Raw genomic sequence first — 25,924 nt, forward strand, 5'->3', positions numbered from 1 at the left:
CTGGCCTATCCCGCCCGCCGCAGCCGCAACGCATTGGTCAGCACCGACACCGACGACAGCGCCATCGCCCCGGCGGCAAACACCGGCGAGAGCAATATGCCGAATGCCGGATAGAGCGCGCCCGCCGCCAGCGGGATCAGCGCCGCGTTGTAGACAAAGGCCCAACCGAGGTTCTGGCGGATGTTCACCAGCGTCCTGTGCGAGATATTGATCGCCGTCACCACGCCGCCGAGATCACCCGACATCAGCACCACATCGCCGGCCTCGATCGCCACATCGGTGCCGGTGCCAATGGCGATGCCCACATCCGCCTGCGCCAAGGCCGGTGCGTCGTTGATGCCGTCCCCGACAAAGCCCAGCTTGCGCCCGCGCGAGGCGAGATCCTTGAGCGCGGCCACTTTGCCCTCAGGCGCGACCCCTGCGACCACATGGGAGATGCCAAGATCGCGGGCAATCGCCTCTGCCGTGGCGGGGGCGTCGCCGGAGATCATCGCCACATCCTTGCCCATCGCCCGCAGCGCTTTGATGGCTGCGGCACTGGTCGGTTTGATCGGGTCTGCCACCGCAAGCAACGCCGCAAGCTGGCCGTCGATGGCGGTGTAGAGCACGCTTTCCCCCCGGTTGGCGCGCTCGAGCGCCTCTGCCGCCAGCGCATCGACGCTGATCCCGGCCTCGGACATCAGTCGCGCGCTGCCGATATGGATCACGCGCCCGGCAACCTTGGCGGTGACACCGCGGGCTGTGTGGCTTTGGAAATCACTGACCTCCGCGAGGGTCAGGCCCTCGTCCTGGGCGGCTGTCACCAGCGCGCGGGCGATGGGATGCTCGGAGCGTGCCTCTACCGCGGCCACCGCGCCCAGCACCTCGGCGCGGTCAAACCCTGCGGTCGGGTGCAGCGCCACCAGTGACGGGCGACCCTCGGTCAGGGTGCCGGTCTTGTCAAAGGCGATGATGTCGACCTCATTGAGGGATTGCAGCGCATCGCCCTTGCGAAACAGCACGCCAAGCTCTGCCGCGCGCCCCGTCCCGACCATGATCGAGGTCGGCGTTGCCAGACCCATGGCGCAGGGACAGGCGATGATCAGCACCGACACCCCGGCCACCAAGGCGTTCGTCAATGTGGGCTCAGGCCCCACCATCAGCCAGATCGCCACCGTCAGCAGCGCCAGCCCCATCACCACCGGCACAAAGCGCAGGGTGACCTTGTCCACGAGGCTCTGGATCGGCAGTTTGGCACCCTGGGCGTCCTCCACCATGCGGATGATCTGCGCCAGCGTGGTCTCTGCCCCGGTGCGGGTCACGCTGACGGTAAGACTGCCCTCGCCATTCACAGTCCCGCCGGTGACCGCAGCGCCTGCGGATTTTTCCACCGGGATCGGCTCGCCCGAAATCATGCTCTCATCCACATGGGCGCTGCCCTCCAGCACCTCGCCATCGGTGGGGATGCGTTCGCCGGGACGCACAAGGATGCGATCACCGGGCGCAAGGGCGTCCACATCCACATCCTCGGGCTGGCCATCCTTGGTCAGTCGCCGCGCATGACGGGCCTGCAAGCCCACCAGCGCCTGAATGGCGGCCCCGGTGCGGCCCTTGGCGCGGGCCTCGAGCCAGCGGCCGATCAGGATCAGGGTCACGATCATCGCTGCCGCCTCGAAATAGACGGCGCGCACATCCGCAGGCAGCAGAGACGGGACAAAAGTCGCCACCAGAGAATAGATCCACGCGGCCCCTGCCCCCAGCGCCACAAGGCTGTTCATATCCGGCGCGCCCTTGCGCAAGGCGGGCAGCCCCAGCGCGAAAAAGGCCCGCCCCGGAAGGAACAGCACCGCCGTGGTCAGCACGGCCTGGATCACCCATGAGGTCTGCATGCCGATGGTCTGCGCGATCCAGTGATGCACCGCCGGGACCATGTGGCCGCCCATTTCCAACAAAAACACCGGCAGGGTCAGCATGCCGGCGATCCAGACCTGACGACGCAAATCGCGCGCCTCACGGTGCTTGCGGGCGCCGCGGTCCTCACTGTCGCGTGCCTCTGCCGGGCGGGCGCGATAGCCGGCCTCGGTGCTGGCTGCCGCCACCTGCGAGGGCGTCACCACCCCTTGCAGGATCTCCACCTGCGCACTCTCGGCGGCGAGGTTCACATTGGCCGAGACCACACCGGGCAGCGCCTTGATGGCGCGCTCCACCCGGCCCACACAGCCGCCGCAGGTCATGCCCGCGATGGACAGCTGCACGGTCTGATGCCGTGCCGGTTTGCCCAGATCGCGCAGGGCGCTGTCGGCCTGCTCCAGCGCCTCGGCGGTGTTGGCGGTGATCTGCGCGGTCTCATTGGCGAGGTTCACCGAGACATCGCTGAGCCCCGGCAGTGCGGCCAGGGTGCGGTCGACACGCCCCACGCATCCAGCGCAGGTCATGCCCTCAATCGAGAGGCGGGCGGTGATCGGTTGGGTCATGGAACGACTCCGTTATTGCCTGTTGTGTTCCATGTAGGGGTTCCAGTCACTGGAGGCTCAAGGGGCGATGTGAGATTTTTTGCCGCTCATGAGGAACAGGCCTCCGGACGCAGTGATTGCCGCGCCTGCTTCACAATTCAGGCATAGCGCGAGATATACCAACTGTCGTCCGCCGGGACCGGGAGAACATAGGTCTGCATCCGATCCTCAACCTGCAACTGAAGATGCAATTCCTTGCCGCCCACCTCGGCACTGTCATAGACCGCAAAATCATCACCGCATGTCACCAGATAGGAGAAAATCTTCTGTTGCGTCAGAGGCGTGCCGTTTGTGTCAGGCTCGATCGGGTGCAGGATCTGGTCTGCGTCCACATCGTCCGGGATAGACCTAAACCGGATCTTATCGCCTTGGGACAGTTTGGCAGGCGTCATCAGCCTTTCCTTGCGAAATAGCCAGTAAAGACCCCCCAAGTGGACAACCCAATAAAAAAGCGACACCAGTAGGCGCGCCACATAGGCGCTCCCATAGGCCGCGGCAACGCCACTCATCAGCAGCCACACGCAAAAAGGCCCAGCCGCATAAGCCCCAAAGAGAATAACCGTGAACCGTTTGGTCTTTGAAAAATGCCACTGCCAGAATGTCAGCGGTTGTCGTGTCGCCACAGCGGCCCCCTACTCCACGTCCCAGTCATCCTCGAACGGCATATCGCCGATGGCCATCCAGGCGGCGCGGACGCGGGCGACGCGGCTGTCGGACCAAGTGCGAAAGACCACGTCGAAGCCCTCGGCAGTGATCTCTTCGGCGATCAGTTCGGCACGATAGGCGGCGGCGTGGTCCATGTCCATCAGCGAGGCGGTCAGGTGGATGGCTGGCGGGGCCGCAAAGGCCTCATCAAAGCGCAGGTGAAGGCGGCGTTCCCGCTCCCCCTCGCCTGTCCACATGGTGCCGCCCGAGTCGAACTCGGAAAACACCTCCACATCGCCCTGAACGATGCTGGTACGGGGATTTCGCAGTCGGGTGGTGCGCAAGGCGACCTCTGGTTTCAGATCCTCAACAGGTGAAGAGTATCACCCAGGCCTTACCAAAAAGAAACCGGCCCGCAACATGCAGGCCGGTTTCATGTCTGTTGACGTCTGACAGTGGTGTCAGAGGCTCATGTGGGTCCCGAGCGCTTCCATGTCTGCAAGCAGCTTGGCCGCGTCTTCCACCAGACCGTGTTCGGAATCGTCTTCCTTGGCGGTCTTGTACATGGCGCGGGCTTCCTCGATGAGCTCGTCCATATGGGCGCGGGTCATCTCGTCCATCGGAATTGCCCGTTCCGCGAGGACCGACAGGCCCTCTTCGGTGATCTGGGCAAAGCCGCCGGTGACGAGATACTCCGACGCGCCGTCCGGTGCGTCGACCTTCAGGATGCCCGGGCGCAGAGTGGTGAGCGTCGGCGCGTGCAAAGGCATCGCCGTCATGTCACCCTCGGAGCCGGGGATCTGGACCGCGCGGGCCTGAAGCGAAGCAAGGCTCCGCTCCGGGCTCACGAGGTCGAATTGCATCGTATCAGCCATGAGGCCCCTCCTTAGGCCGCGTCAGCAGCCATTTTTTCGGCTTTTGCGATCACTTCGTCGATGCCGCCAACCATGTAGAAGGCGCCTTCGGGCAGGTGATCGTATTCGCCGGCCACAACGGCTTTGAACGACGCGATGGTGTCCTCGAGGGAAACCTGCACACCGTCGGACCCGGTGAAGACCTTTGCAACGTCGAACGGCTGCGACAGGAAACGCTGGATCTTACGCGCACGCGCAACGGTCAGCTTGTCCTCTTCGGAGAGTTCGTCCATGCCGAGGATCGCGATGATGTCCTGCAGCGACTTGTAGCGCTGGAGGATCTGCTGAACGTCGGAGGCCACTTTGTAGTGCTCTTCGCCAACGATCTGCGGGTCCATCAGGCGCGACGAGGAATCGAGCGGGTCCACAGCGGGGTAGATGCCGAGCTCGGAGATCGCACGGTTGAGAACGGTGGTCGCGTCCAAGTGGGCAAAGGTTGTTGCAGGTGCCGGGTCGGTAAGGTCGTCCGCGGGAACATACACAGCCTGGATCGAGGTGATCGAGCCGTTCTTGGTGGAGGTAATACGCTCCTGCATCGCACCCATGTCGGTCGCCAGCGTCGGCTGGTAGCCCACAGCGGAGGGGATACGACCCAGAAGTGCGGACACCTCGGAACCCGCTTGGGTAAAGCGGAAGATGTTGTCCACGAAGAACAGAACGTCGGTACCGGACTGGTCACGGAACTGTTCCGCGAGGGTCAGACCGGTCAGAGCAACGCGGGCACGCGCACCCGGAGGCTCGTTCATCTGGCCGTAAACCAGAGCAACCTGCGACTCTTCGAGGTTGTCGGGCTTAATCACGTTGGATTCGATCATCTCGTGGTAAAGGTCGTTGCCTTCACGGGTCCGTTCACCAACACCCGCGAACACGGAGTAACCCGAGTGCACTTTTGCGATGTTGTTGATCAATTCCATGATGAGAACGGTTTTACCAACGCCGGCGCCGCCGAACAGGCCGATCTTACCACCCTTCGCATAAGGCGCGAGCAGGTCGATCACCTTGATGCCGGTTTCCAGCACTTCGGATTCGGTGGATTGTTCGTTGAACTCGGGCGCAGGCTGGTGGATCGCGCGGGTCTCTTTCGCGTTGATCGGCTCACCTTCGTCCACGGGCTCACCCACAACGTTCAGGATGCGGCCCAGAGTTGCGTTGCCGACCGGGATGGTGATCGGCGCACCGGTGTCGGTGACTTCCTGACCACGAACGAGACCTTCGGTCGCGTCCATCGCGATGGTACGGACAGAGTTCTCGCCGAGGTGCTGAGCAACCTCGAGAACCAGCGTCTTGCCATTGTTGTCGGTGGTGAGGGAGTTCAGGATCGCCGGCAGCTCGCCGTCGAACTGGACGTCCACAACGGCGCCGATGATCTGGGTCACCTTGCCTTTTGCATTTGCCATGTTTCGTCTCCGGTTGTCTCTTAGAGCGCCTCGGCGCCCGAAATGATTTCAATAAGCTCGTTGGTGATGACGGCCTGACGCGAGCGGTTGTACTCGATGGTCAGTTTGTCGATCATTTCGCCCGCGTTCCGCGTAGCGTTGTCCATCGCGCTCATCCGGGCACCCTGTTCGGACGCCCCGTTCTCCAGCAGACCCGCAAAGATCTGGGTGGCGACGCCGCGCGGCAGAAGATCCGCAAGGATCGCCTCTTCGCTGGGCTCGTAATCCACCACACCGGAGGTCGCCTCGGCGCCCTCGGCATCGAATTCCGCCGGGATGATCTGCTGAGCAGTCGGGATCTGGGTCACGACGTTCTGGAACTTCGAGTAGAAGATCGTAGCAACGTCGAACTCGCCCGCGTCAAAGCGTGCAAGGATGTCCTTGGCGATGCCCTGCGCGTCGACATAGCCCACGCGCTTGACTTCGGTCAGGTCCACGTGGCCGACGAAGAGATCGCCGAATTCACGTTTCAGGACATCACGGCCCTTCTTGCCCACGGTGAGGATCTTGACGGTCTTGCCCGCCGCCTGAAGGTCGAGGACCTTCTGACGCGCCAGTTTCGCGATATTGGCGTTGAAGCCACCGCACAGGCCGCGCTCGGCGGTCATGACCACCAAGAGCTGAACCTGATCGGAGCCCGTGCCCGCGAGGAGCTTGGGCGCGGTATCGCTTTGACCGACAGAAGCTGCCAGCCCCGCCATCACGGCATTGAACCGCTCGGCATAGGGGCGTGCATCCTCAGCCGCTTCCTGGGCGCGGCGAAGTTTCGCCGCCGCGACCATCTGCATGGCTTTGGTGATCTTGCGAGTGTTTTTCACACTCGAGATCCGGTTTTTTAGGTCCTTGAGAGAAGGCATGTGCTGTCTCTCTCCTTACGCGAAGTCTGCGGCGAATTCGTCCAGAACAGCCTTCATCTTCTCGACCGGTTCGCCCTTCTTGAACTTGGGATCCTCGTCGGTGATCCACTGCAGGAAGTCGGCCTTCTTGGAGCGCAGGAAGGTCAGAAGCTCGGCTTCGAAACGACCCACTTCCTTGACGTCGACGTTGTCGAGGTAGCCGTTGGTGCCCGCGAAGATGATGCAGACGATTTCAGAGTTGGTGAGCGGCGAATACTGCGGCTGTTTCATCAGCTCGGTCAGACGCGCGCCACGGGCCAGCAGCTGCTGGGTTGCGGCGTCGAGGTCGGAACCGAACTGCGCAAAGGCTGCCATCTCGCGATACTGGGCGAGGGACAGTTTCACAGGGCCCGCAACGGAGGACATCGCATCGGTCTGTGCCGAGGAGCCCACACGAGACACCGACAGACCGGTGTTCACGGCGGGGCGGATGCCCTGGTAGAACAGTTCGGTCTCAAGGAAGATCTGACCGTCGGTGATCGAGATCACGTTGGTCGGGATAAACGCCGACACGTCGCCGCCCTGGGTTTCGATGATCGGCAGCGCGGTCAGCGAGCCAGCACCAAAGTCTTCGTTCAGCTTTGCCGAACGCTCCAGCAGACGGGAGTGGAGGTAGAAAACGTCACCCGGATAAGCTTCACGGCCCGGCGGGCGGCGCAGCAGCAGGGACATCTGACGGTAAGCAACAGCTTGCTTGGAGAGGTCATCATAGATGATGAGCGCGTGCTTGCCGCTGTCGCGGAAGTATTCGGCCATCGCGGTTGCCGCATAGGGCGCGAGGAACTGCATCGGCGCCGGGTCGGACGCGGTCGCGGCCACAACGATGGAGTATGCCATCGCGCCGGACTCTTCGAGCTTTTTCACCAGCTGCGCCACGGTGGAACGCTTCTGACCAACCGCAACATAAACGCAGTAGAGTTTCTTGCTCTCGTCGTCGCCTGCCGCTTCGTTGTAGGATTTCTGGTTCAGGATGGTGTCCAGAGCAATCGCGGTTTTACCGGTCTGACGGTCACCAATGATCAGCTCACGCTGGCCACGGCCAACGGGGATCATCGCGTCCACGGACTTGAGGCCGGTTGCCATCGGCTCGTGCACGGATTTACGCGGGATGATGCCCGGCGCTTTCACGTCTGCAACCTTGCGCTCTTTGGCTTCGATCGGACCTTTGCCGTCCAGCGGGTTGCCGAGGCCGTCGACAACGCGACCCAGCAGCTCGGGACCGGCCGGCACGTCCACGATGGAGTTGGTGCGCTTGACGGTGTCGCCTTCTTTAATGTCGCGGTCGGAGCCGAAGATCACCACACCGACGTTGTCGGATTCGAGGTTCAGCGCCATGCCCATGATGCCGCCGGGGAACTCGACCATTTCGCCCGCCTGGACGTTGTCGAGGCCGTAGACACGGGCGATACCGTCACCGACGGAGAGAACGCGGCCGATCTCGGCCACTTCGGCTTCTTGACCAAAATTCTTGATCTGGTCTTTAAGGATCGCGGAAATTTCCGCAGCTTGGATACCCATTTATCCGACCTCTTTCATTGCATTCTGTAGGGAGTTGAGCTTGGAGCGGATCGAGCTGTCGATCATCTTCGAGCCCACTTTAACGACGAGACCGCCGATGATGCTGGCATCGACGGTGGCATTGATGGTGACCTTCTTGCCCACGCGCTCGGCGAGGGTCTTGGCCAGTTTTTCGCTCTGGGTCTTGGTCAGCGCCTTGGCGGACACCACGTCGGCGGTGACTTCGCCGCGGGCCTCGGCCAGACGGGCGCGCAGGGCGTCGATCAGGGCGGGAACCACAAACAGGCGGCGTTTGGCCGCCATCAGCGCGAGGGTGTTGCGCAGCACCTCGGCAAGCCCCATCTTGTCTGCCACGGCAGAGATGGCGGCTGCCTGCTCGTCACGCGACACCAGAGGCGAGGTGATGAGAGTGCGCAGGTCTTCGCTGTCAGCCAAAGCGGCTGCCAGATCATTGATGCTTGTCTCGAGAGTATCGAGAGCATTGCTCTCGGCAGCGATGTCAAAGATCGCTGTGGCATAGCGGTCGGCAATGCCTGCGGAAATCGAAGCTGGTTCGGACACGTCCACCCTTCCGATATTATTTTGGCCCCGGTTTCTATGCGTCCTGGCAGGTAGCATCCGGGGGCGTGAGGTCGCCCGATTTTGGCCGGGCATCGAAATCAGCGTGGATGTAGCAGAGCCTTTGCGACCTAGCAACTCCCTCTGTCCGCAGGCCGAAAAACCGATTTCGCGATTTTTCAATGACTTAACAAAACCGTGACGCTTTGTGGCAGGGTCAGGTGTAAAAAAATTGCGGCATGGAACAACAGGAATGCGATTCCGCAGGGGGAATTTGCCCCGATGCAGCACACAACCGCATGCGAAGGTACACAATGTCGAATCTAGGCCCGGTCCTGTCGTGTCCGGTCTTCAGGCCGGTTCGGCGGTCGGATTGGACAGCCCTTCCAGCACCCGGATCGGATTGGCGCGGCGGGTCTTGATCATGTGGCCCTTCTGCGGGTGGGTCTGTTTGGAGACCTCGACCAGGAACACCCCCGCCGCCATCATCGCCGGCAGACGGTGGCCCATGCGCTCGATCATGGCGCCGGACTTGAGCCAGAACCGGCGCTGGCTTGGCGGGCGGTAGAGCGCCGCGGCATGCTGCTCGATGGCGAATTGATGCCCCCGCAGCTGGTTTTCCACCTGGGTCAGCGTATAGGGCCGGCCATAGCCAAACGGCGTCGCATCGGAGCGCGCCCAGAAGCCGCCGCGGTTGGGCACGATGAAGATCGCCCTGCCCCCCGGCCCCAGCACCCGCCAGCATTCATCCAGCAGATCGGAGGGGCGTTCGGAGGTTTCCAGCCCGTGCAGCACCACCAGCCGGTCCACCCGACCGGTTTCCACCGGCCAGGATGTCTCCTCGCACAGGACCGAGACATTGGGCAGGCCGGCGGGCCATTGCATCACCCCCTGCGGCCCCGGCATCAGCGCCATGATCCGCCGCGCCTCCGGCAGATAGGGCCGCAACAGCGGCGCGGCAAAGCCAAACCCCGCCACCGTCTCGCCGGTGGCATCGGGCCACATCCGCAGCAATTGGCCCCGCACCGCCGTCTGGGCGGCACGGCCCAGCGTGCTGCGGTAGTAGAAATTCCTCAGATCCTGCACATCCAGATGCATTGCAGACGCCCACTGCTTCGGTCACTCTGGACGCAGTCTAGCAATGTGAAAGCGAATGACCATGCCCGATCAGACTTCCCCCCGCACCACCCGCGAAAATGGCCTCGAAATCGTCACGGTTCCCTGCCTGGCCGACAATTACGCCTATCTGGTCAAGGGCCCCGACGGGGTGGCGGTGATCGACGCGCCGGAGGCCGGACCGATCCTCGCGGCGCTGGAGGCGCGGGACTGGACCCCGGGGGTCCTCATGATCACCCATCACCACCCCGACCACGTGGGCGGCATCCGGCAGATCCGCGAAAAATACGGCTGCCCGGTCATGGGCCCCAGGGCGGAGGCCGACAAGATCGCCGCACAGGGCGAGGCGCTGGATATCGAACTCGATCCCGGTTTTGAGGGCGGCAGCGGCGCGGGGCGCTGTCAGGTGATCGCGGTGCCCGGCCATACGCTGGGCCATATCGCCTTTTACTATCCGGAGGGCGGCGCACTGTTCACCGCCGACAGCCTGATGGCGCTGGGATGCGGGCGCCTGTTCGAAGGCACGCCCGCGATGATGTGGCAGAGCCTGAGCACGCTGGCCGCCCTGCCCGATGACACGCTGGTGTTCTCCGGGCATGAATATACACAGTCCAATGCGGCGTTCGCGCTCAGCATCGACCCGAACAATGCCGCCCTTCGGCAGCGGGCCGAAGAGATCACGCAAACGCGCGCAAAAAATGACCCCACCGTGCCGGCCCGGCTGGGGCTGGAAAAAGCCACCAACCCGTTTCTGCGCGCCGGCGCTGCGGATCTGAAGAAAACCCTTGGCCTGGAGGGGGTTGAAGACGCCGAGGTCTTTGCCCATATCCGGTCGGCAAAGGACAGGTTCTGAGCCCGAAACGGGCCCGCATCCGCAATTTTGCGTAAGATATGTGAGCACAATAACATGTTTTGTGACCACAATCGCACAAAAAGCCCTTGAAGCTTACGCTCTATCAACCAAACTCTAACAGTATGAGGACATGGTCATGGGACAGGACCGGCCCGCCCGGTGGCGACCGATCCCCATGACCCAAGACAGAGGAGCACGCCTGTGCCTTCATTCTCGAGCACTTTGGAACAAGCCATTCACGCGGCGCTGGCGCTGGCGAATGAACGGCGACATGAATTTGCAACTCTTGAGCACCTGCTGCTGGCCCTGATCGAGGAGCCGGACGCCGCCCGCGTGATGCGGGCCTGCAGCGTGAACCTGAACGAGCTGCGATCGACCCTGCTGGAATTCGTCGATGAGGATCTGGCGAATCTCGTCACCGATATCGACGGCTCCGAGGCGGTGCCGACCGCCGCCTTCCAGCGCGTGATCCAGCGCGCCGCCATCCACGTGCAGTCCTCGGGCCGCACCGAAGTGACCGGCGCCAACGTGCTGGTCGCGATCTTTGCCGAACGCGAAAGCGATGCCGCCTTCTTCCTGCAGGACCAGGACATGACCCGCTATGACGCGGTCAACTTCATCGCCCACGGGGTCGCCAAGGATCCCGCCTATGGCGAAAACCGCCCCGTCACCGGCGCTACCGAGGCCGAAGAGGACATCGGCGGCGGCGCGGGCGCTGGCGCGCCAGAGGGCGAGCAGAAGGAATCGGCGCTGGCGAAATACTGCGTCGATCTGAACGCCAAATCCCGCGAGGGCGACATCGACCCGCTGATCGGGCGCGACAGCGAGGTGGAGCGCTGCATCCAGGTGCTGTGCCGCCGTCGCAAGAACAACCCGCTGCTGGTCGGCGACCCCGGGGTCGGCAAGACCGCCATCGCAGAGGGTCTGGCCCGCAAGGTCGTGCAGGGTGAGGTGCCGGAGGTGTTGTCGGAAACCACCATCTATTCGCTCGACATGGGCGCGCTGCTGGCGGGCACCCGCTATCGCGGTGATTTCGAGGAACGCCTCAAGGCCGTGGTCACCGAGCTGGAAGAACACCCCGACGCGGTGCTGTTCATCGACGAGATCCACACGGTGATCGGCGCCGGGGCCACCTCCGGCGGCGCGATGGATGCCTCCAACCTGCTGAAACCGGCCTTGCAGGGCGGCAAGCTGCGCACCATGGGCTCCACCACCTACAAGGAGTTCCGTCAGCATTTTGAAAAGGACCGCGCCCTGTCGCGCCGGTTCCAGAAGATCGACGTGAACGAACCGTCGGTGGAAGACAGCATCGAGATCCTCAAGGGGCTGAAACCCTATTTCGAGGAACATCACTCGATCAAGTTCACCTCGGATGCGATCAAATCCGCGGTCGAACTTTCGTCGCGCTACATCAACGACCGCAAGCTGCCGGACAAGGCCATCGACGTGATCGATGAGGCCGGCGCGGCGCAGCATCTGGTCGTCGAGAGCAAGCGGCGCAAGACCATCGGCGTCAAGGAGATCGAGGCCGTGGTGGCCAAGATCGCCCGCATCCCGCCGAAGAACGTCTCCAAGGACGATGCCGAGGTGCTGAAGGATCTGGAATCCAGCCTGAAACGGGTGGTCTTTGGTCAGGATGCTGCCATCGACGCGCTGTCTTCGGCGATCAAACTGGCCCGTGCGGGCCTGCGCGAGCCGGAAAAACCGATCGGCAACTACCTCTTTGCGGGCCCCACCGGCGTCGGCAAGACCGAGGTGGCCAAACAGCTCGCCGACACGCTTGGCGTGGAACTGCTGCGGTTCGACATGTCGGAGTACATGGAGAAACACGCGGTGTCGCGTCTGATCGGTGCGCCTCCGGGCTATGTGGGTTTTGATCAGGGCGGCCTGCTGACCGATGGTGTCGACCAGCATCCGCACTGTGTGCTGCTGCTCGACGAGATCGAGAAGGCGCATCCGGATGTGTTCAACATCCTGTTGCAGGTGATGGACAACGGCCAGCTCACCGACCACAACGGTCGCACGGTGAACTTCCGCAACGTGGTGCTGATCATGACCTCGAACGCGGGCGCGTCGGAGCTGGCGAAATCCGCCATCGGCTTTGGCCGTGACCGTCGCGAGGGTGAGGACACCGCCGCCATCGAACGCACCTTCAGCCCCGAGTTCCGTAACCGTCTGGATGCTACCATTTCCTTTGGCCCGCTGCCCAAGGAGGTCATCCTGCAGGTGGTCGAGAAGTTCGTCCTGCAGCTTGAGGCGCAGCTGATGGACCGCAATGTCTCCATCGAACTGACCCGCAAGGCCGCCGAATGGCTCGCCGACAAGGGCTATGACGACAAGATGGGCGCCCGCCCCCTTGGCCGCGTGATCCAGGAACACATCAAGAAGCCGCTGGCGGAGGAGTTGCTGTTCGGCAAGCTCGCCAAGGGCGGTGTGGTTCAGGTCGGCATCAAGGACGGCAAGCTGGACCTGCGCATCGAAGGTCCCGGCAAACCGCGCCTCAGCGGCAACAAGCCGCCGCTCCTGACCGCGGAATGAACATCAGGCCGCCGGCCTCCTCCGGGAGGTTGGCGGCCTCTCCCCCCTGATCCGCGTGGTCCACGGCAAATGCCCTAGGTCAGCGCAGGAGAACAGCGGACCTCGGCTGCCGGCCTACTTTGCTGTACCAAAGCCTCTCCGACATGTCTGACTAAAAGCCCGGCTGACTGGACAATCTGGCTGGACTGGTTGATTGCGATCTGCGGCCATATGCGCGTTGCCATCCCTTTGCCAAGGCACGGCTCAGTTCCGACCGCACGCGCACATCCGGGAACAGATGGATCAGACTGTCGCCAGGCCCGGAAACGACGCTCCCGGTCCGGCCGCCCGGGTGAATTCAGGGATCAAGCCCACGGTCAACTCTGGGGCGCGCGATGCCGCAGGGCGCGAAACACCAGCATCAGCACCAGCATCGCCGCCACCAGCCCCAGCATATCCCCCAGCGCATAGGTCACGATCACGCCCAGCTGATGGCCCGGTGACATCAGGCCGGAGAACACCACCGTCTGCCCGATCGAGTTCAGGATCGAGGCCAGCATCCCGGCCAGCAGCAACCGGCGCCAGTCCATCCGGCGCGCGCCGTCACGCTGGGTCAGAACGCCAAGCAGGCGCAAGATCGCAAAGGCGACGGGGGCGGACAGCGCCCCCACCAGGATCGAGAACCAGATCATGTGCTGCATCAGCGCCCGGATGTCGGCCTCGGTGAACCACCATTCCGACAGGAACGCCCCCACGACCAGCGGCACCGCGGCGCGCCCGCCCATCAGCCATGTGCTGAGCACGCGCACCCCGTGCGGCAGGTAGAGGACACTGGCAAAGACGGTGATTTCGCTGAAGAAATAGCCCTGCACCGGCGCCACGATGCGGGCCGTGACGCCGTGGCACACGACGTAGATCACGGTCACCACCGCCATCGCCTTTATGCAGGAAAGAAACCCGTCAACCGCTCTCATGCCTCCGGTCTAACGGCGCCCCACCTGCCAGACAATTGCCCGCGTGCCGAAACACGCGTTTCGTAGCCTGGTGCGACGCAGAGCCGCAACGGATCAATCGTGCAACAGATCGCGACGCACGATGTAGTGCTTTGCCTTGGCCCCTTCGGGCCGTTCCAAAAACCCGAGTTCCAGCAGCGATTTCAACGCCCGGTGAAAGGTGGCCTGTGCCACGCCCTTGACCAGGTCATGCTGCCGGATCTGCTCGGAGCGCACCAGTTGTCCCGGGGTATCCGTCAGCCGATGCGCGGCCTGGAACACATCCTTTTCTGCCGGGCTCAGATCCTCCAGCCCGAGGTCGCGCTCCATGTCACGCAACATATCGCGAAGTTCAAAAATCGCGCGCAGCCTGTCCAATGCGCCTCACCTCCCATGCAGCTTGCAAACGGCAGACAGAACCGTTGCAGTGTTCGCCCCCATTATAGCACAAGAAAATTGTCACGCATGATAATTTATTGAAACTTAGGTATGTTCATGCTACCCCAATGGCGGACGAACCCAATGAGCCGTGAGTGGTGGAGGCGTCCATATTTCAGTCACGTTATAGTAGAGTTCTGGCTCTGGCGGTTCCTGATCGCCGGGGCCAATTTCTTTTGGCTTTGCCAAATCCGGTGCCGCCTCCTACCCTCGCGACTCAGCGTTCCGTGAGCTTGAGTTCGATGCGGCGGTTCTGAGCGCGGGCGGCGGCGGTGTCGGCGGGGTTGATGGGCTGGAATTCGCCAAACCCGTTGGCGGCGAGGCGGCTGGGCGGGATGTCCAGCTCATCAATCATGTAGCGCACCACGGAGAGCGCCCGGCCCTGGCTCAGCTCCCAGTTGTCGGCGTATTTGCCGGTGCCGAAGAACGGCTGGTTGTCGGTATGCCCATCGACGCGAATGATCCAGTTGATCTCGTCCGGAATGGCGGCGGCGACGTTCTGCAGGATGCGGGCCACCTTGGCGATCTCGCGCTTGCCCTCTTGTGACAGCTCCGCACTGCCCAGCGCAAAGAGCACCTCGGAGGCAAAGACAAAGCGGTCGCCCTCGATGCGCACCCCCTCCTGATTGCCCAGCACGTCGCGCAGCTGGCCGAAGAACTCCGACCGGTAACGCTCCAGATCCTCGGCCTGATTGGCAAGCTGTTCCCGTTCGGCCTCCAGCCGTTTGCGCTCCTGTTCTTCGAGCAGGCGCCGGCGGCGTTCTTCGGCGGCAGCGCGGGCCAGCGCGGTGTTGAGATCCTGACCGAGGCTTTGCAGTTGCACGTTCTGGGCGGCGTCGCGTTCCTTGAAATCATCCAGAAGCGCCTGCAACCCGCCAAGCTGTTCGCGCAGCGCCGCCACCTGTTGGTTGAGCAGCGCGGTTTCGCGGCGGGCCTCTTCGGAGACCTGTTTTTCCTCGGCCAGAGCGGCGCGGGCCTGGGCCAGCAGATCGGCGCGCTGTTCGGCGAGGGTCTTCTGTTCGGTGATTTCCTCGGCAAAATCCTCCTTGTCGGCCAGCGCGGCCAACAGGCGGCTTTGCAGGACCTCCTGATCGGAGGCCGCCGCCTGGGCCCGTTCCAGCGCCTCCAGCGCCACCAGCAGGCGCTGTTCGACAGAGGCGCGTTCCTCGGCGGTGGAGGTGGCGGCGGAGCGTGCCGCGGCCAGATCCGCTTCGGCGCGCGCCAAGCGGGTCTCGAGCCCGCTGCGGGTCTCCTCCGCCTCGGCACGCAGGGCGGCGAGCTGGTCCTCCAGCTCCCGGCGGCTGTCCTCGGCCTCGGCCTGAAGCGCCGCCACCCGGTCTTCGAGCGCGCGGCGTTCGGCATCAAACCCGTCCTGAAGCGATTGCAGCTGGTCCTGATACTGGGTCTCGGTCTCGACCGTGGCGGCGCGCTGCCGGGTCAGCTCCGCTTCGAGCTGGCTGCGGGTGTCGGCGGCCTGCTGGCGGGCGGTGTCCAACTCCGCATTGAGCCGCGCGCGGGTGGCGCTGCTGTCGCGCCGCACCCGGTCCAGCTCCGCCTCCAGCGCGGAGACACGGGCGCTGGCCTTGCTCTCGGTCACTTCCATCTGTGCCAGCACCCGGGTCAGCCGCTCGGCCAGTTCATCGCGGTCCTGCGCCTGTGCCTTGGCCTGTTCGATGGCTGAGAGCGCCTCGTCCAGTTCCGCGTCGAGCCGGTCGCGGGCGGTCTCGGCTGCGGCCAGCAGGGTCAACGTGTCTTCGGCCTTCTGGCGTTCTTCTTCCAGCGCCAGCGTCATCGCGGTGAGTTCCGCATCCGCATTTTCCAGCCGGTCGCGCAGCGCCTCGGCCGCTGCCGCCTCGGCCAGGCGGGCGGCCTCTTCTTCCGACAGAGTGTCCTCAAGATCAGCAACCCGGGCCGATTGCGCCTCGCCCTCGGCGCGCAGATCCGCCACCAGCGCCTCGAGCGCCTCGGTGCGGGCGGCGGCCAGACGGGCGGCCTCGGCCTCGGCGTCGACCTCGTCCCGCAACTCTGCCAGGGCGAGGTTCAGCGCCTCCTGTTCCGACAGGAGATCGGTGCGTGCGGCGTCGAGCGCCTCACGCTCGGCGGTGAGATCGGCAATCTGCGCCTCGGCCCGGTCGCGCCCGGCGATCAAGGCCGCCACCTGGGCCTCGAAATCGGAAATCTGCGTCTGCGCCGCCGCAAGATCGGCGGTCGCCGCGTCCCGCTCCTGCGTCAGGGCACTGATGCGGTCCTGTTGTGCGGTGATCTGATCGCGCGCCGCGTCCAGATCGGAGCGCGCCGAATTGAGCGTCGCCCCCAGCGCGCCGAGACGGGCCTGCAACTGGCTGGCCTCGCGCTCCTTGACTCCCAGCGCCTGCGCCAGCGCGCGCACCTCGGTGGAGAGTTCATCCAGTTCGGTTTCCTGACCGGAGATCGTCTCGCGCAGGACAAATTGCACCACCATGAAAATGGTGAGCACGAACATCAACACCAGCAGAAGCCCGGTCATCGCATCCACAAAGCCGGGCCAGATCGAGCCCTGGAAACGTTGGCCGGTGCGGCGCGACAGGGCCATGGATCAGCTCTCTTTCCGCGTCGCCAGACGTGCTGCGCGATCCATGCCCCGGGGCCCGGCAAAGGCCTTGACCAGAAGGTCGATGTCCTTTCTGAGCTCGGCGAGGCTCTCCTGCCGCCCGGCGGAGATTTCCTCAAGGATGCGCAGCATCTGCACGTCGATCGAGCGCAGCCGCATGCGGCTTTCGGCGTCGATCCCCACATCGCCGTGGGCGCGCATCAGCTCGGCCAGGGTTTCCTGCCCCACCGCCACCCGTTCCAGCGCCGAGGAGATCGCGGCGGTCTCATCCTGGCGGCGGTTCATCTCTTCGATGGTGTCCACCAGCCGGGCCAGTTTTCCGTCCACTTCGGCGCGGCCCTTGGCGGTCTCCAGGAACATCGCCTGAAGCGCGTCCATCTGCTCTGCCATGGTATCGAGCACCCCGGCCACGAGGTTGTTGTCCCCGGTGCCGCCTTCCTCGCCGGAGGAGAAGCTGACGCGGGTGAACGAGGACAGCCATTCCTCCAGTTCGCGGTAGAACCGGTTCTGGCCATGGCCGGCAAACAGCTCCAGCAGCCCCACGATCAGCGAGCCCGCCAGCCCCAGCAGCGAGGAGGCAAATGCGACCCCCATGCCCCCGAGCTGCGCCTCAAGCCCGGTCATCAGGCGGTTGAAGATGGCGATACCCTCCTCGCCCTCCTGCGGGGCGAGGCTGCGGATGGTGTCCACAACCGCCGGAACGGTGGTGGCGAGCCCGTAGAAAGTGCCGAGAAGACCGAGAAAGATCAAAAGGTTGACGATATAGCGGGTGATTTCGCGTTCTTCGTCGATGCGTTCCGCCACCGAATCGAGGATGGAGCGGGTCGAGGCCGATCCCAGCTGCATCCGCGCCCCGCGCGAGCGCAGCAGCGCCGCCAGCGGCGCCAGCATCGAGGGCGCGCGATCCTCATCCGTGGTGACCCCGGCGGCGAAGCGTTCAATCCAGCGTACCGAATTGATCAGCTGCAACACCTGCCAGAAGGTGGCCAGCACCCCGATGACAAAGACAAAGGCGATAAACCCGTTCAGATAGGGGTTGGCCTCAAAGACCGGCATTACCCGTGGCAGCGCCATGAAGGCCCCTGCCCCGGCCAGTCCCAATGCGATCAGCATCATCACAACCTGACGCACCGGCTGTGAAAACTGCGGCCGGCGTTCGCGTTCCTGATGCGCCATATGCGTGCGGCTCCCGATAGGCTTGCTCGTGGTTCTGCGCCCGCAGCCTAGACCGAAAGTCCCAAGATCGCCAAGGATTTATGATAAAATCTGCTGCACCCGCTGCGTGAGCCAGCTGAGGTCCGGATCGCTGAGGCCGATTTCATCCAGATGCCCGGCGGTGTTGAACAGATATTCGCTGTTGGGACCACGCCCGCCCACCGCATGGGCGATGATCTGCGCCTGTTCTTCCAGCTCAAGATGGCAATATTGCACATGGTGCGGGTCGATCACATAGACCACCGCGTTCACCACCTCGCCGCTGGCCAGTTCCACATCGAGAAAGCGCTCCACATAGGCCGAGGAGATCAGTTCGCGCTCGCGCAGGGCGGCCAGCGTTGTCTCCTCGTGACCGGGTTCGACCCGCAGGGCCAGCCCCTTGCAATGGGCCGCGTCCTGCGCATCCAGCGCCAGCACCAGGCCGGGGATCTCTTCGCTGCCGCGGTGGTGGATCGAGCGCATGCAGAACGAGCGGGCATAGCCATGCAGCGTTGCCACCTCGCTCTGGGCGATCGGGAACTCCGGGTTCCACAGGAGAGAGCCGTATCCAAATACCCACATCGTCATGTTACTGGTCCTTTGTTTCGGGCGCCTGTAAACAGCAAAACGGGCACGAACAAAAGGGGCAGTGCGGCATGAAACGCGGTCTGAAGATCCTTCTGGGGCTCTGTGTGATCTGGGCGCTCTACTGGGCCGTGGCCGCCTGGGGTCTGCGCCAGAGCGTGGCGGGCTGGTTTCAGACGCAGGCGACGCGTGGCTGGCAGGTGGAGGTGGGCGAGATTGCTCCCGCTGGCACGCTGGGCGGTTTTCCCTGGCGGCATGTGACCCGCATCGATCTGCCCGCGCTGGCGGACCCCGGCACCGGGGCGGCCTGGCGCGCTCAGTGGCTGGAGCTGCAAAGCCCCGCGATCTGGCCCGGACATCAGAGCCTGCGCTTTGCCGATGGCGATCAACGCCTGTCCTATTATGACCAGACGGCGGTGATTTCGACCGAAGGGTTGCAGGCGGATCTGTTCCTGGCCCCCGGTCTGGCGCTGGAGCTGGAGGAGTTGGGGCTGACCTCAGGCACGTGGCGCATTGGCGACGGGCAGCAGGACATGCTCTCGGCCGACGACCTGGATCTGCGCATGGTGCAGGGGGAGGCGGCCGAATTCTATCGCATCCACGCCGCGGCGCAGGCGTTCCGCCCCGGTTCCGGGCTGCGCCGCCTGCTGCGCGCCGCGCCCGAGCTGCCGCAGACGTTCGAGACGCTGACGCTGCAAGCGGATGTGACCTTTGACAGGCCCTGGGATCGCAGCGCATTGGAAGAACGCCGCCCGCAGCCGCGCCGGATCGACCTCGCTTTGCTGGACGCGCGCTGGGGCGAGATGCGGCTGAAGGTGGCGGGCACGCTGGATGTGGATGCCGCCGGGATCCCCACCGGCGAGTTGGCCTTGCAGGTGGAGGCCTGGGCGGCGTTCCTCGACATGGCGCAGGACACCGGGCTGATCTCGGCCACGGCGCGGGACCAGGCCAGCCGGGTGGTGACCCTGCTGGCGCGGGCCAGCGGCAACCCGGAGGATCTGGACATCACGCTGGGCTTTCGCGGCGGTTATATCACCATCGGTCCGATCCCGCTTGGCCCCGCACCGCGCCTGATCCTGCGTTAAAGTCGCCGCCGCTGCACCAAGAAGGGGACGGGGGCGCTCCCGCCCCTTGCCGCTGCGCCCTTGCAGGGCACATCGTCCCGCGTTGGGCATGGCGCCGGGCCAGTCGGCCCGGCGCCGCAGCCAGTCCCGACCCGGGACTGGCTGCCCGGCCCTACCCCGCCAAGGGGTGCGACTGCAACAGTTGAGCGAGGTCCTCGCCCGGCCAGTCCGCGCCGAGGCCCGATCCGGCGCGCCCGGCTGACGAGGGTCGCGCACCTGCGGGGGCGGGAGCGCTCCCCCCTCCCCGGCACCCTGCGGGATCAAACGTCGCGCGCCGGATCAGCGGCAGTAGCGTCCGCGGCGATGACGCGCGACATCAAGGTGGAAGTGGTCGCGGTGATAGATGTCTGCTTCCGGCCCCAGCACGGTGCGAAACGGCCCGCAGGCGGATTTCCACATGCGCCGCAGCGCCTTGCGTGTCGGTTTGTCGCGCCACCCTTTCAGCACGCTCACCGTGGTGCCGTCAGCCAGGACAAAGCCGGAGATATCGATCGCCCGGCCCCGCCCGTGTTCGGAGATCCGTGCGCCGGGGCGGTTGTTGCGCGTCCGGCAACTGTAACCGGCCGCCACCCGCAGCTGCACCACCCGGTTGGCGCGGCCAAAGGCTTTCTCCACGTCGCGCGACACCCATTTATTCAGCGCCTTTGCCGTCTCGCAGGTCATCAGCGCCGACCGGCTGAGCGTCACCCCCGACACCGACCGCACCCGCACCGCATCACGCGCACCGCAGCCCTTGAGCTTGCCGGGAATATCCCCCGCCTTTTCGCCCTGAATGTCGATATCGCCGCAGACAGAGCCGCGTCGCCGTTTGGCGCGCCCAAAGAGCACCTGCTGCATGAACTCCGGCGTGCGCATCATCGGGCGCAGGGTTTCACCCGGCGCCACCGGAACCAAGTCCACCGGACGGGCGGCGGCGGCGAGGATCTGTGCAGACACGGGCCGGATCTGCGGGCGCATCTGCGGCGTGGGCGCCGTCAGTGTCGCCGCCACAGCAGAGACCTCGGTGACCTCGGTCAGCGCCGGGTCTGCCCCGCGTTCCAGCGGCGGGCGCGGGGTGGTTTCAGGCGCGGCGGCAACCAGCCCGCAGCCGGCATGGATCAGCACCATGGCAACGCCAGCCAGCCGGACCACCCCGCGCGCCCTCATTTTTTCGGCCCGCGACCAAAGTCCGGCGCGGCAGTGTCCTGACCGGCCTCGATAATGCCCCGCCGAATGGCACGGGTGCGGGTGAAATAGTCGTGCAGATGCGCGCCATCCCCGGTGCGGATCGCCCGTTGCAGGGCAAAGAGCTCCTCGGTGAACCGGCCCAGAATTTCCAGCGTGGCGTCCTTGTTGGTCAGGAACACATCGCGCCACATGGTCGGGTCCGAGGCCGCAATCCGGGTGAAATCGCGAAACCCCGCCGCAGAATACTTGATCACTTCGCTATCGGTCACGCGGCGCAGATCATCTGCCACACCCACCATTGTGTAGGCGATCAAATGCGGCGTGTGGCTGGTCACCGCCAGCACCAGATCATGATGATCGGCGTCCATCTCATCCACATGCGCGCCCATCCCTTCCCAGAGGGCGCGCAGCCGCGCCACCGCCTCCGGCGCGCTGCCCTCCACTGGCACCAACAGGCACCAGCGGTTGTCAAACAGCTCGGCAAAGCCCGATTCCGGACCGGAGTGCTCGGTCCCCGCAAGCGGGTGTGAGGGCACAAAATGCACGCCATCCGGAATATGCGGCGCCACTTCCTCGATCACATGGCGCTTGACCGACCCCACATCGGAGACCGTCGCGCCTGGCATCAACGCCGGTGCAATCTCGGCCGCAACCGCGCCCATTGCCCCAACCGGCACGCAGAGCACCACGAGATCTGCGCCCTCAACCGCCGCACGTGCGGTGTCGCAGACCCGATCACACAGACCAATCCGGCGCGCGGTATCGCGGGTCTCGGCGCTGCGCGCATAGCCGGTGACTTCCCCCGCCAGCCCCGCCCGTTTGATGGCCCAGAACATCGAGGATGCAATCAGCCCAAGACCGATCAGTGCCACGCGGTTGTAGACGGGTTTGGCCGACATATCGCTCATTGTGCCGCCCCGGCCTTGAAGTCCTGAACCGCGCTTGCAACCGCGCGGCAGGCGGTCTCGTCTCCGACGGTGATCCGCAAGGCGGTGGGCAGGTTATACCCAGCCACCCGGCGCACGATCAGGCCGCGTTTTTTGAGGAAATCGTCACAGGCTTCCGCCTCTGCTTGGGAGGCAAAGCGCGCCAGAATGAAGTTGGTACAGGATGTGTCCGACGGCACGCCCAGCCCGGCCAGTTGATCCGCCAGCCAGCCGCGCCATTTGGCGTTCTCGACGCGGCAGGTTTCGACATACGCACGATCCCGCACCGCGGCCTCGGCCCCGGCAAGCGCCGTCACCGAGACATTGAACGGCCCGCGCACGCGATTGAGCACGTCGATGATCGGCTTTGGCCCGTAGCCCCAGCCCACACGCGCGCCCCCCAGTCCGTAGATCTTGGAGAACGTGCGGGTCATCACCACGTTTTCACGCGCCTCAATGAGGGATGCCCCGGCGTCAAAGCCCTCGACATACTCAGCATAGGCCCCATCCAGCACGAGGATCGCACCCTCTGGGATACCATCGGCAAGGCGCGCCACCTCGGCCTCGGAAATCATGGTGCCGGTGGGGTTATTTGGGTTGGCGATAAACACCAGCTTGGTCTGCGGCGTGCAGCCTGCCAGGAGCGCATCCACATCCGTGACACGCTCGCGCTCCTTGACCTCGACCGGGGTTGCGCCCGCGGCCAGCGCAGAGATGCGGTACATGGCAAACCCGTGCTCGGTATAAAGCACCTCATCCCCCGGCCCGGCATAGCACTGGCACAGAAAAGCGATGATCTCATCACTGCCCGCCCCGCAGATGATGCGCTCGGCATCCAGCCCGTGGGTTTCGGCAATGGCGGTGCGCAGGGCGGTATGGTCGGAGCTCGGATACCGATGCATGCTGGTGACAGCCTGCGCCATCGCCTCCACCGCCTTGGGGCTCGGGCCCAGCGGGTTCTCATTGGAGGAGAGCTTGGTCACATTGCTCACCCCGTCCACATGGGCTGCGCCACCCTGATAGAGGGCGATGTCCATGATACCGGGTTGCGGTGTGATTTGGGTCATATCGTTGAGCTCCTTCGCGAACCTGTTTGTCATAGCGCCCTCGGCGCAATGGGAAAAGCCGCAACTGTGCTCAATGCTTCATCAACACACCTATGGGGCAGTCTGTCGCTGCCAGAGCACGTCCCCCTTCGCGCGCACGGGGAGGCTCCCGCCCGTCGTCCGTGCCCCTTTGGCCACGTCCGCGCCACACATGCCCCCGTGTTCTCGCTTGCCCCGGATCTGGCAGATCCACCGCAGCAGGGCACATCCTCCCGTTGGGCCGGGCCGCGCCGCGTGCCCTTCGGGCACGCGGCGCGGGTCGCCTCGGGCAAAGCCCGAGGCGAAACACCTCAATCACAACGTCTATTCATAGATTATACTGAGGGATCAGGCCGCACGCGGCTGGAAGCGTGCGGTGCTCGGGTCGGCATCATAGGCGGCAGCGATTTCTTCCGCCTCCGCCACCAGCCTTGCAACGCTCTCGATCACATAGTCCGCGGTCGCCTCCTCCATCAGATAGGAGAAGTTGAGCCGCACCCAACCGGGTTTTTGCAACTCCCGCCCGGCGAGAAGATCCCCGAGCAGGGCCTCGGACTGTGGCTGGTCGATCTCCAGCAGACGATGCGCATAAGGCCCCGCGCAAGCACAACCGCCGCGCGCCTGAATGCCATAGACATCGCTCAACATGCGCGTAAACAACTGCTGATGCACCGGCGCGTCGGATGCCCCGGCCACGGTGAAGGAAAAGATCGGCAAGCGATGGGCGCTCTCATGCCCCAGAAGCGTCAGCCCCGGCACATCCGCCCAAGCCGCGCGCGCCTTGGCGGCATAGCGGGCTTCGCGCGCCTCAATGTGGTCCTGCCCCACGGCCTCCTTGACCAAGAACGCCAGCGCCGCGCGGATGTCACCCACCACATTTGGGGTCCCCGCCTCCTCGCGCGCAGCCAGACTGTCCGCATAGCGGTGCGACCACGGCGACACAAAACTCACCGTGCCACCACCCGGCCACGAAGGATTACACACGCGCACCGCATCCCGGCGCAGCACCAGCACGCCCGAGGCCCCCGGCCCGCCCGGAAACTTATGCGGCGAGACCACCACGGCGTCCTTTGGCTCTGCCCCATGCGCGCCCATATCGATGGGCAGATAGGGCCCGCCACCGGCGTAATCCCAAACCGCAAGTGCGCCGTGCGCGCGCAACAGCCGGGTCACCGGATCGGGATCGGTGATAATCCCCGTCACATTCGAGGCCGCCGAGAAACTGCCGATTTTCAGATCTGCATCCGCATGCGCGACCAAGGCCGCCTCTAGCGCCACCAGATCTACCCCGCCATCGATGCCTTCGGGAATTTCCACCACCTCGGCGCGGCTCTCGCGCCACGGCAGGATGTTGGAGTGATGCTCATAGGGGCCGATGAACACCACCGGGCGCGTGGCCTCATTGATCCCCAAAAGCTTCACCAACCGGTTCAAACCCGCCGTGGCACCGGAGCCTGCAAAGATCACCTCGCACTCCTCCCCCGCCCCCGTCAGCCGCGCAATCTCAGCCCGTGCGTCGCGGCGCAGGCGGGTAACATACTGGCCGCAATAGGAGGCCTCGGTGTGGGAATTGGCATAAAACGGCAGCAGTTTTTCGGAAATGAACGTTTCGACCGGGCGCATCGCACGCCCCGAGGCCACGTAATCCGCATAGACCAGCGGCACATCGCCGTTGAGACCGGGGATCATCACCCCCTCGCCAATCAGCGTCTGAGCCAGCTCCCCAGCATCCGCTGTGTCTTTGATCGCCGTTTTGAACTGTTCAAGGATCATTTTCACGCCCTCATTGCCATTTGAGCAATGATAGACCACCAGTGATTGGTCATTTTCACACAATTCCACAGATGACAGTCCCAAATTCATATCATATGCTCCACATATGTCGAAAAACATCGATCAAATTGACCGCGATCTTTTACGGGCCCTGCAACGGAATGGCAGCCTGTCGCAACGCGACCTTGCCGAACGAGTCGGCCTGTCGCAAAACGCCTGCTGGCGGCGGCTCAAGGCCTTGCAGGACAAGGGCATCTTGCGCGGCACCCGCGCCGAAGTGGATCGCAGCCAGCTTGATCTCGGTCTGGTGGTCTTTGTGATGCTGCGCACCCGGCATCACTCGGCCGAGTGGCTGGCGCAGTTTCGCCGCCATGTGCTGACGATCCCGGAGGTGGTGGATTTTCACCGCATCGGTGGCGATTACGACTACCAGCTCAAGGTCGTGACCCGCGACATGGCGAGTTATGACAAGGTCTATCAACGCCTGATCGCGGGTGTCGAACTGGACAGCGTGACCTCCTATTTCGCCATGGAAGCCATTGCCGAAGGACGCCCGCTGCCGGTCTGATGGGCGCGCGCCTCGTGATCACAACGCGTGGTCACAACGCATGACCTCAGGTGGTGAGAACCAGTTTCTTGCCCACCGCTGTGGGCGTCTCGCGATAGTCGACAAATCCCATGGCGCTGTAATAGCCCAAGCCCTGTGCGTTATCAGCACCGATCTGGGCGTCGATGGCGGGTAAACGCGCATCCTCTGCCGCCGCGCGCGTCACGGCAAACAAGGCGCGCCCAATCCCCTGCCCGCTGGCATCGGGATGCAGATGCGTGCCGATCACGCCCCAGCCCACCGGCGCGCCATAGGGATTGCCCTCCGGCGCGATCTGCAGGGACTGAAACCCCAACAGCCGCCCCGCAGCATCAACCGCGACCGAACAGGCGATGCGATTGTCATTCTCAATGTAAGTCTCGCGTACAAATGCCGCGTCTCCTGCGGTCTTACGCCTGCCCGCCTGACGCAAGGCCTCCAGCACGGCGGCAATGCCGTCGGCGTCCGCTGGCACGGCCGGACGAATGTCTATCATATGTGTTCCAATGGCTTACGTGA

At 64.3% G+C, this 25,924-nt stretch carries 23 protein-coding genes; 4 read left to right on the forward strand and 19 right to left on the reverse strand.

Annotation, left to right across the window (positions count from 1 at the left end; genetic code table 11):
• Positions 1 to 5: 5 nt before the first annotated feature.
• The 9 genes from MHM88_RS07640 to MHM88_RS07680 all read right to left on the reverse strand — a co-directional run bounded on the left by MHM88_RS07640 (position 6) and on the right by MHM88_RS07680 (position 9,557).
• Positions 6 to 2,453 carry a heavy metal translocating P-type ATPase gene (locus tag MHM88_RS07640; RefSeq protein WP_239362234.1) on the reverse strand — a complete coding sequence of 816 codons (2,448 nt, stop codon included), beginning with the start codon at positions 2,451 to 2,453 and terminating at the stop codon, positions 6 to 8.
• 137 nt (positions 2,454 to 2,590) lie between these two features.
• Complete coding sequence (locus MHM88_RS07645; protein WP_239362236.1) at positions 2,591 to 2,884, reverse strand: hypothetical protein; 294 nt, start codon at positions 2,882 to 2,884, stop codon at positions 2,591 to 2,593.
• A 240-nt stretch (positions 2,885 to 3,124) separates the two neighbouring features.
• Entirely contained in the window at positions 3,125 to 3,481 is a 357-nt protein-coding gene (locus tag MHM88_RS07650) for an H-type lectin domain-containing protein (protein ID WP_239362239.1), read from the reverse strand.
• A gap of 117 nt (positions 3,482 to 3,598) precedes the next feature.
• Positions 3,599 to 4,012 (reverse strand): F0F1 ATP synthase subunit epsilon, encoded by a 414-nt coding sequence (locus MHM88_RS07655; RefSeq protein ID WP_239320445.1) that lies wholly within the window; start codon positions 4,010 to 4,012, stop codon positions 3,599 to 3,601.
• 11 nt (positions 4,013 to 4,023) lie between these two features.
• Positions 4,024 to 5,448, reverse strand: a complete 1,425-nt coding sequence (gene atpD, locus MHM88_RS07660) for a F0F1 ATP synthase subunit beta (RefSeq protein WP_239320443.1) — start codon at positions 5,446 to 5,448, stop codon at positions 4,024 to 4,026.
• A 20-nt stretch (positions 5,449 to 5,468) separates the two neighbouring features.
• Positions 5,469 to 6,344, reverse strand: coding sequence for a F0F1 ATP synthase subunit gamma (locus tag MHM88_RS07665; RefSeq protein ID WP_011539411.1), 876 nt, complete (start codon positions 6,342 to 6,344; stop codon positions 5,469 to 5,471).
• 15 nt (positions 6,345 to 6,359) lie between these two features.
• The gene (gene atpA, locus MHM88_RS07670) at positions 6,360 to 7,901 is read right to left on the reverse strand and encodes a F0F1 ATP synthase subunit alpha (protein ID WP_239362249.1); all 1,542 of its coding nucleotides are present in this window, start codon (positions 7,899 to 7,901) and stop codon (positions 6,360 to 6,362) included.
• Positions 7,902 to 8,462: a F0F1 ATP synthase subunit delta gene (locus MHM88_RS07675; protein ID WP_126136533.1), complete on the reverse strand. Its 561-nt coding sequence runs from the start codon at positions 8,460 to 8,462 to the stop codon at positions 7,902 to 7,904. It abuts the gene before it with no gap.
• 348 nt (positions 8,463 to 8,810) lie between these two features.
• Complete coding sequence (locus tag MHM88_RS07680; RefSeq protein ID WP_239320441.1) at positions 8,811 to 9,557, reverse strand: class I SAM-dependent methyltransferase; 747 nt, start codon at positions 9,555 to 9,557, stop codon at positions 8,811 to 8,813.
• 55 nt (positions 9,558 to 9,612) lie between these two features.
• Between MHM88_RS07680 and gloB the strand changes: the two genes are divergently transcribed.
• Together gloB and clpA are read left to right on the forward strand one after the other, a co-directional pair.
• The gene (gloB, locus tag MHM88_RS07685) at positions 9,613 to 10,428 is read left to right on the forward strand and encodes a hydroxyacylglutathione hydrolase (RefSeq protein WP_239362277.1); all 816 of its coding nucleotides are present in this window, start codon (positions 9,613 to 9,615) and stop codon (positions 10,426 to 10,428) included.
• 201 nt (positions 10,429 to 10,629) lie between these two features.
• Entirely contained in the window at positions 10,630 to 12,966 is a 2,337-nt protein-coding gene (gene clpA, locus MHM88_RS07690) for an ATP-dependent Clp protease ATP-binding subunit ClpA (protein WP_239362287.1), read from the forward strand.
• A gap of 356 nt (positions 12,967 to 13,322) precedes the next feature.
• Here the strand turns inward: clpA and MHM88_RS07695 are convergent, their stop codons facing one another.
• The 5 genes from MHM88_RS07695 to MHM88_RS07715 form a co-directional block, all read right to left on the reverse strand.
• Positions 13,323 to 13,919, reverse strand: a complete 597-nt coding sequence (locus tag MHM88_RS07695; protein ID WP_239362290.1) for a hypothetical protein — start codon at positions 13,917 to 13,919, stop codon at positions 13,323 to 13,325.
• 93 nt (positions 13,920 to 14,012) lie between these two features.
• The gene (locus MHM88_RS07700) at positions 14,013 to 14,315 is read right to left on the reverse strand and encodes a hypothetical protein (RefSeq protein WP_239320435.1); all 303 of its coding nucleotides are present in this window, start codon (positions 14,313 to 14,315) and stop codon (positions 14,013 to 14,015) included.
• Between the two features lie 277 nt (positions 14,316 to 14,592).
• Positions 14,593 to 16,947: a peptidoglycan -binding protein gene (locus MHM88_RS07705; protein WP_239362297.1), complete on the reverse strand. Its 2,355-nt coding sequence runs from the start codon at positions 16,945 to 16,947 to the stop codon at positions 14,593 to 14,595.
• Positions 16,948 to 16,950: 3 nt separating this feature from the next.
• A complete protein-coding gene (locus tag MHM88_RS07710) occupies positions 16,951 to 18,141 on the reverse strand; it encodes a biopolymer transporter ExbB (RefSeq protein ID WP_239320430.1) in 1,191 nt (396 codons plus the stop codon).
• 78 nt (positions 18,142 to 18,219) lie between these two features.
• Positions 18,220 to 18,747: a gamma-glutamylcyclotransferase gene (locus tag MHM88_RS07715; protein WP_239362308.1), complete on the reverse strand. Its 528-nt coding sequence runs from the start codon at positions 18,745 to 18,747 to the stop codon at positions 18,220 to 18,222.
• 68 nt (positions 18,748 to 18,815) lie between these two features.
• Here MHM88_RS07715 and MHM88_RS07720 point away from each other — a divergent pair, with 68 nt between their 5' ends.
• Positions 18,816 to 19,829, forward strand: a complete 1,014-nt coding sequence (locus MHM88_RS07720) for a DUF2125 domain-containing protein (RefSeq protein ID WP_239362310.1) — start codon at positions 18,816 to 18,818, stop codon at positions 19,827 to 19,829.
• 318 nt (positions 19,830 to 20,147) lie between these two features.
• Here MHM88_RS07720 and MHM88_RS07725 read toward each other — a convergent pair whose 3' ends face one another.
• From MHM88_RS07725 to MHM88_RS07740, 4 genes are all read right to left on the reverse strand, one after another.
• Positions 20,148 to 20,975: an extensin family protein gene (locus MHM88_RS07725; RefSeq protein WP_239362541.1), complete on the reverse strand. Its 828-nt coding sequence runs from the start codon at positions 20,973 to 20,975 to the stop codon at positions 20,148 to 20,150.
• Between the two features lie 35 nt (positions 20,976 to 21,010).
• Entirely contained in the window at positions 21,011 to 21,943 is a 933-nt protein-coding gene (locus MHM88_RS07730; protein ID WP_370687467.1) for a prephenate/arogenate dehydrogenase family protein, read from the reverse strand.
• Positions 21,940 to 23,028, reverse strand: coding sequence for a histidinol-phosphate transaminase (gene hisC, locus MHM88_RS07735; RefSeq protein ID WP_239362313.1), 1,089 nt, complete (start codon positions 23,026 to 23,028; stop codon positions 21,940 to 21,942). The genes MHM88_RS07730 and hisC overlap by 4 nt, the downstream gene beginning before the upstream one ends.
• Before the next feature lie 366 nt (positions 23,029 to 23,394).
• Positions 23,395 to 24,819, reverse strand: coding sequence for an aminotransferase class V-fold PLP-dependent enzyme (locus tag MHM88_RS07740; protein ID WP_239362316.1), 1,425 nt, complete (start codon positions 24,817 to 24,819; stop codon positions 23,395 to 23,397).
• A 106-nt stretch (positions 24,820 to 24,925) separates the two neighbouring features.
• Between MHM88_RS07740 and MHM88_RS07745 the strand changes: the two genes are divergently transcribed.
• Positions 24,926 to 25,387: an Lrp/AsnC family transcriptional regulator gene (locus MHM88_RS07745; protein WP_239362318.1), complete on the forward strand. Its 462-nt coding sequence runs from the start codon at positions 24,926 to 24,928 to the stop codon at positions 25,385 to 25,387.
• Positions 25,388 to 25,433: 46 nt separating this feature from the next.
• Here MHM88_RS07745 and MHM88_RS07750 read toward each other — a convergent pair whose 3' ends face one another.
• Entirely contained in the window at positions 25,434 to 25,901 is a 468-nt protein-coding gene (locus tag MHM88_RS07750; RefSeq protein WP_239362331.1) for a GNAT family N-acetyltransferase, read from the reverse strand.
• Positions 25,902 to 25,924: the final 23 nt, after the last annotated feature.

Source organism: Epibacterium sp. MM17-32 (genome assembly GCF_022348205.1).
Classification (GTDB): domain Bacteria; phylum Pseudomonadota; class Alphaproteobacteria; order Rhodobacterales; family Rhodobacteraceae; genus Epibacterium.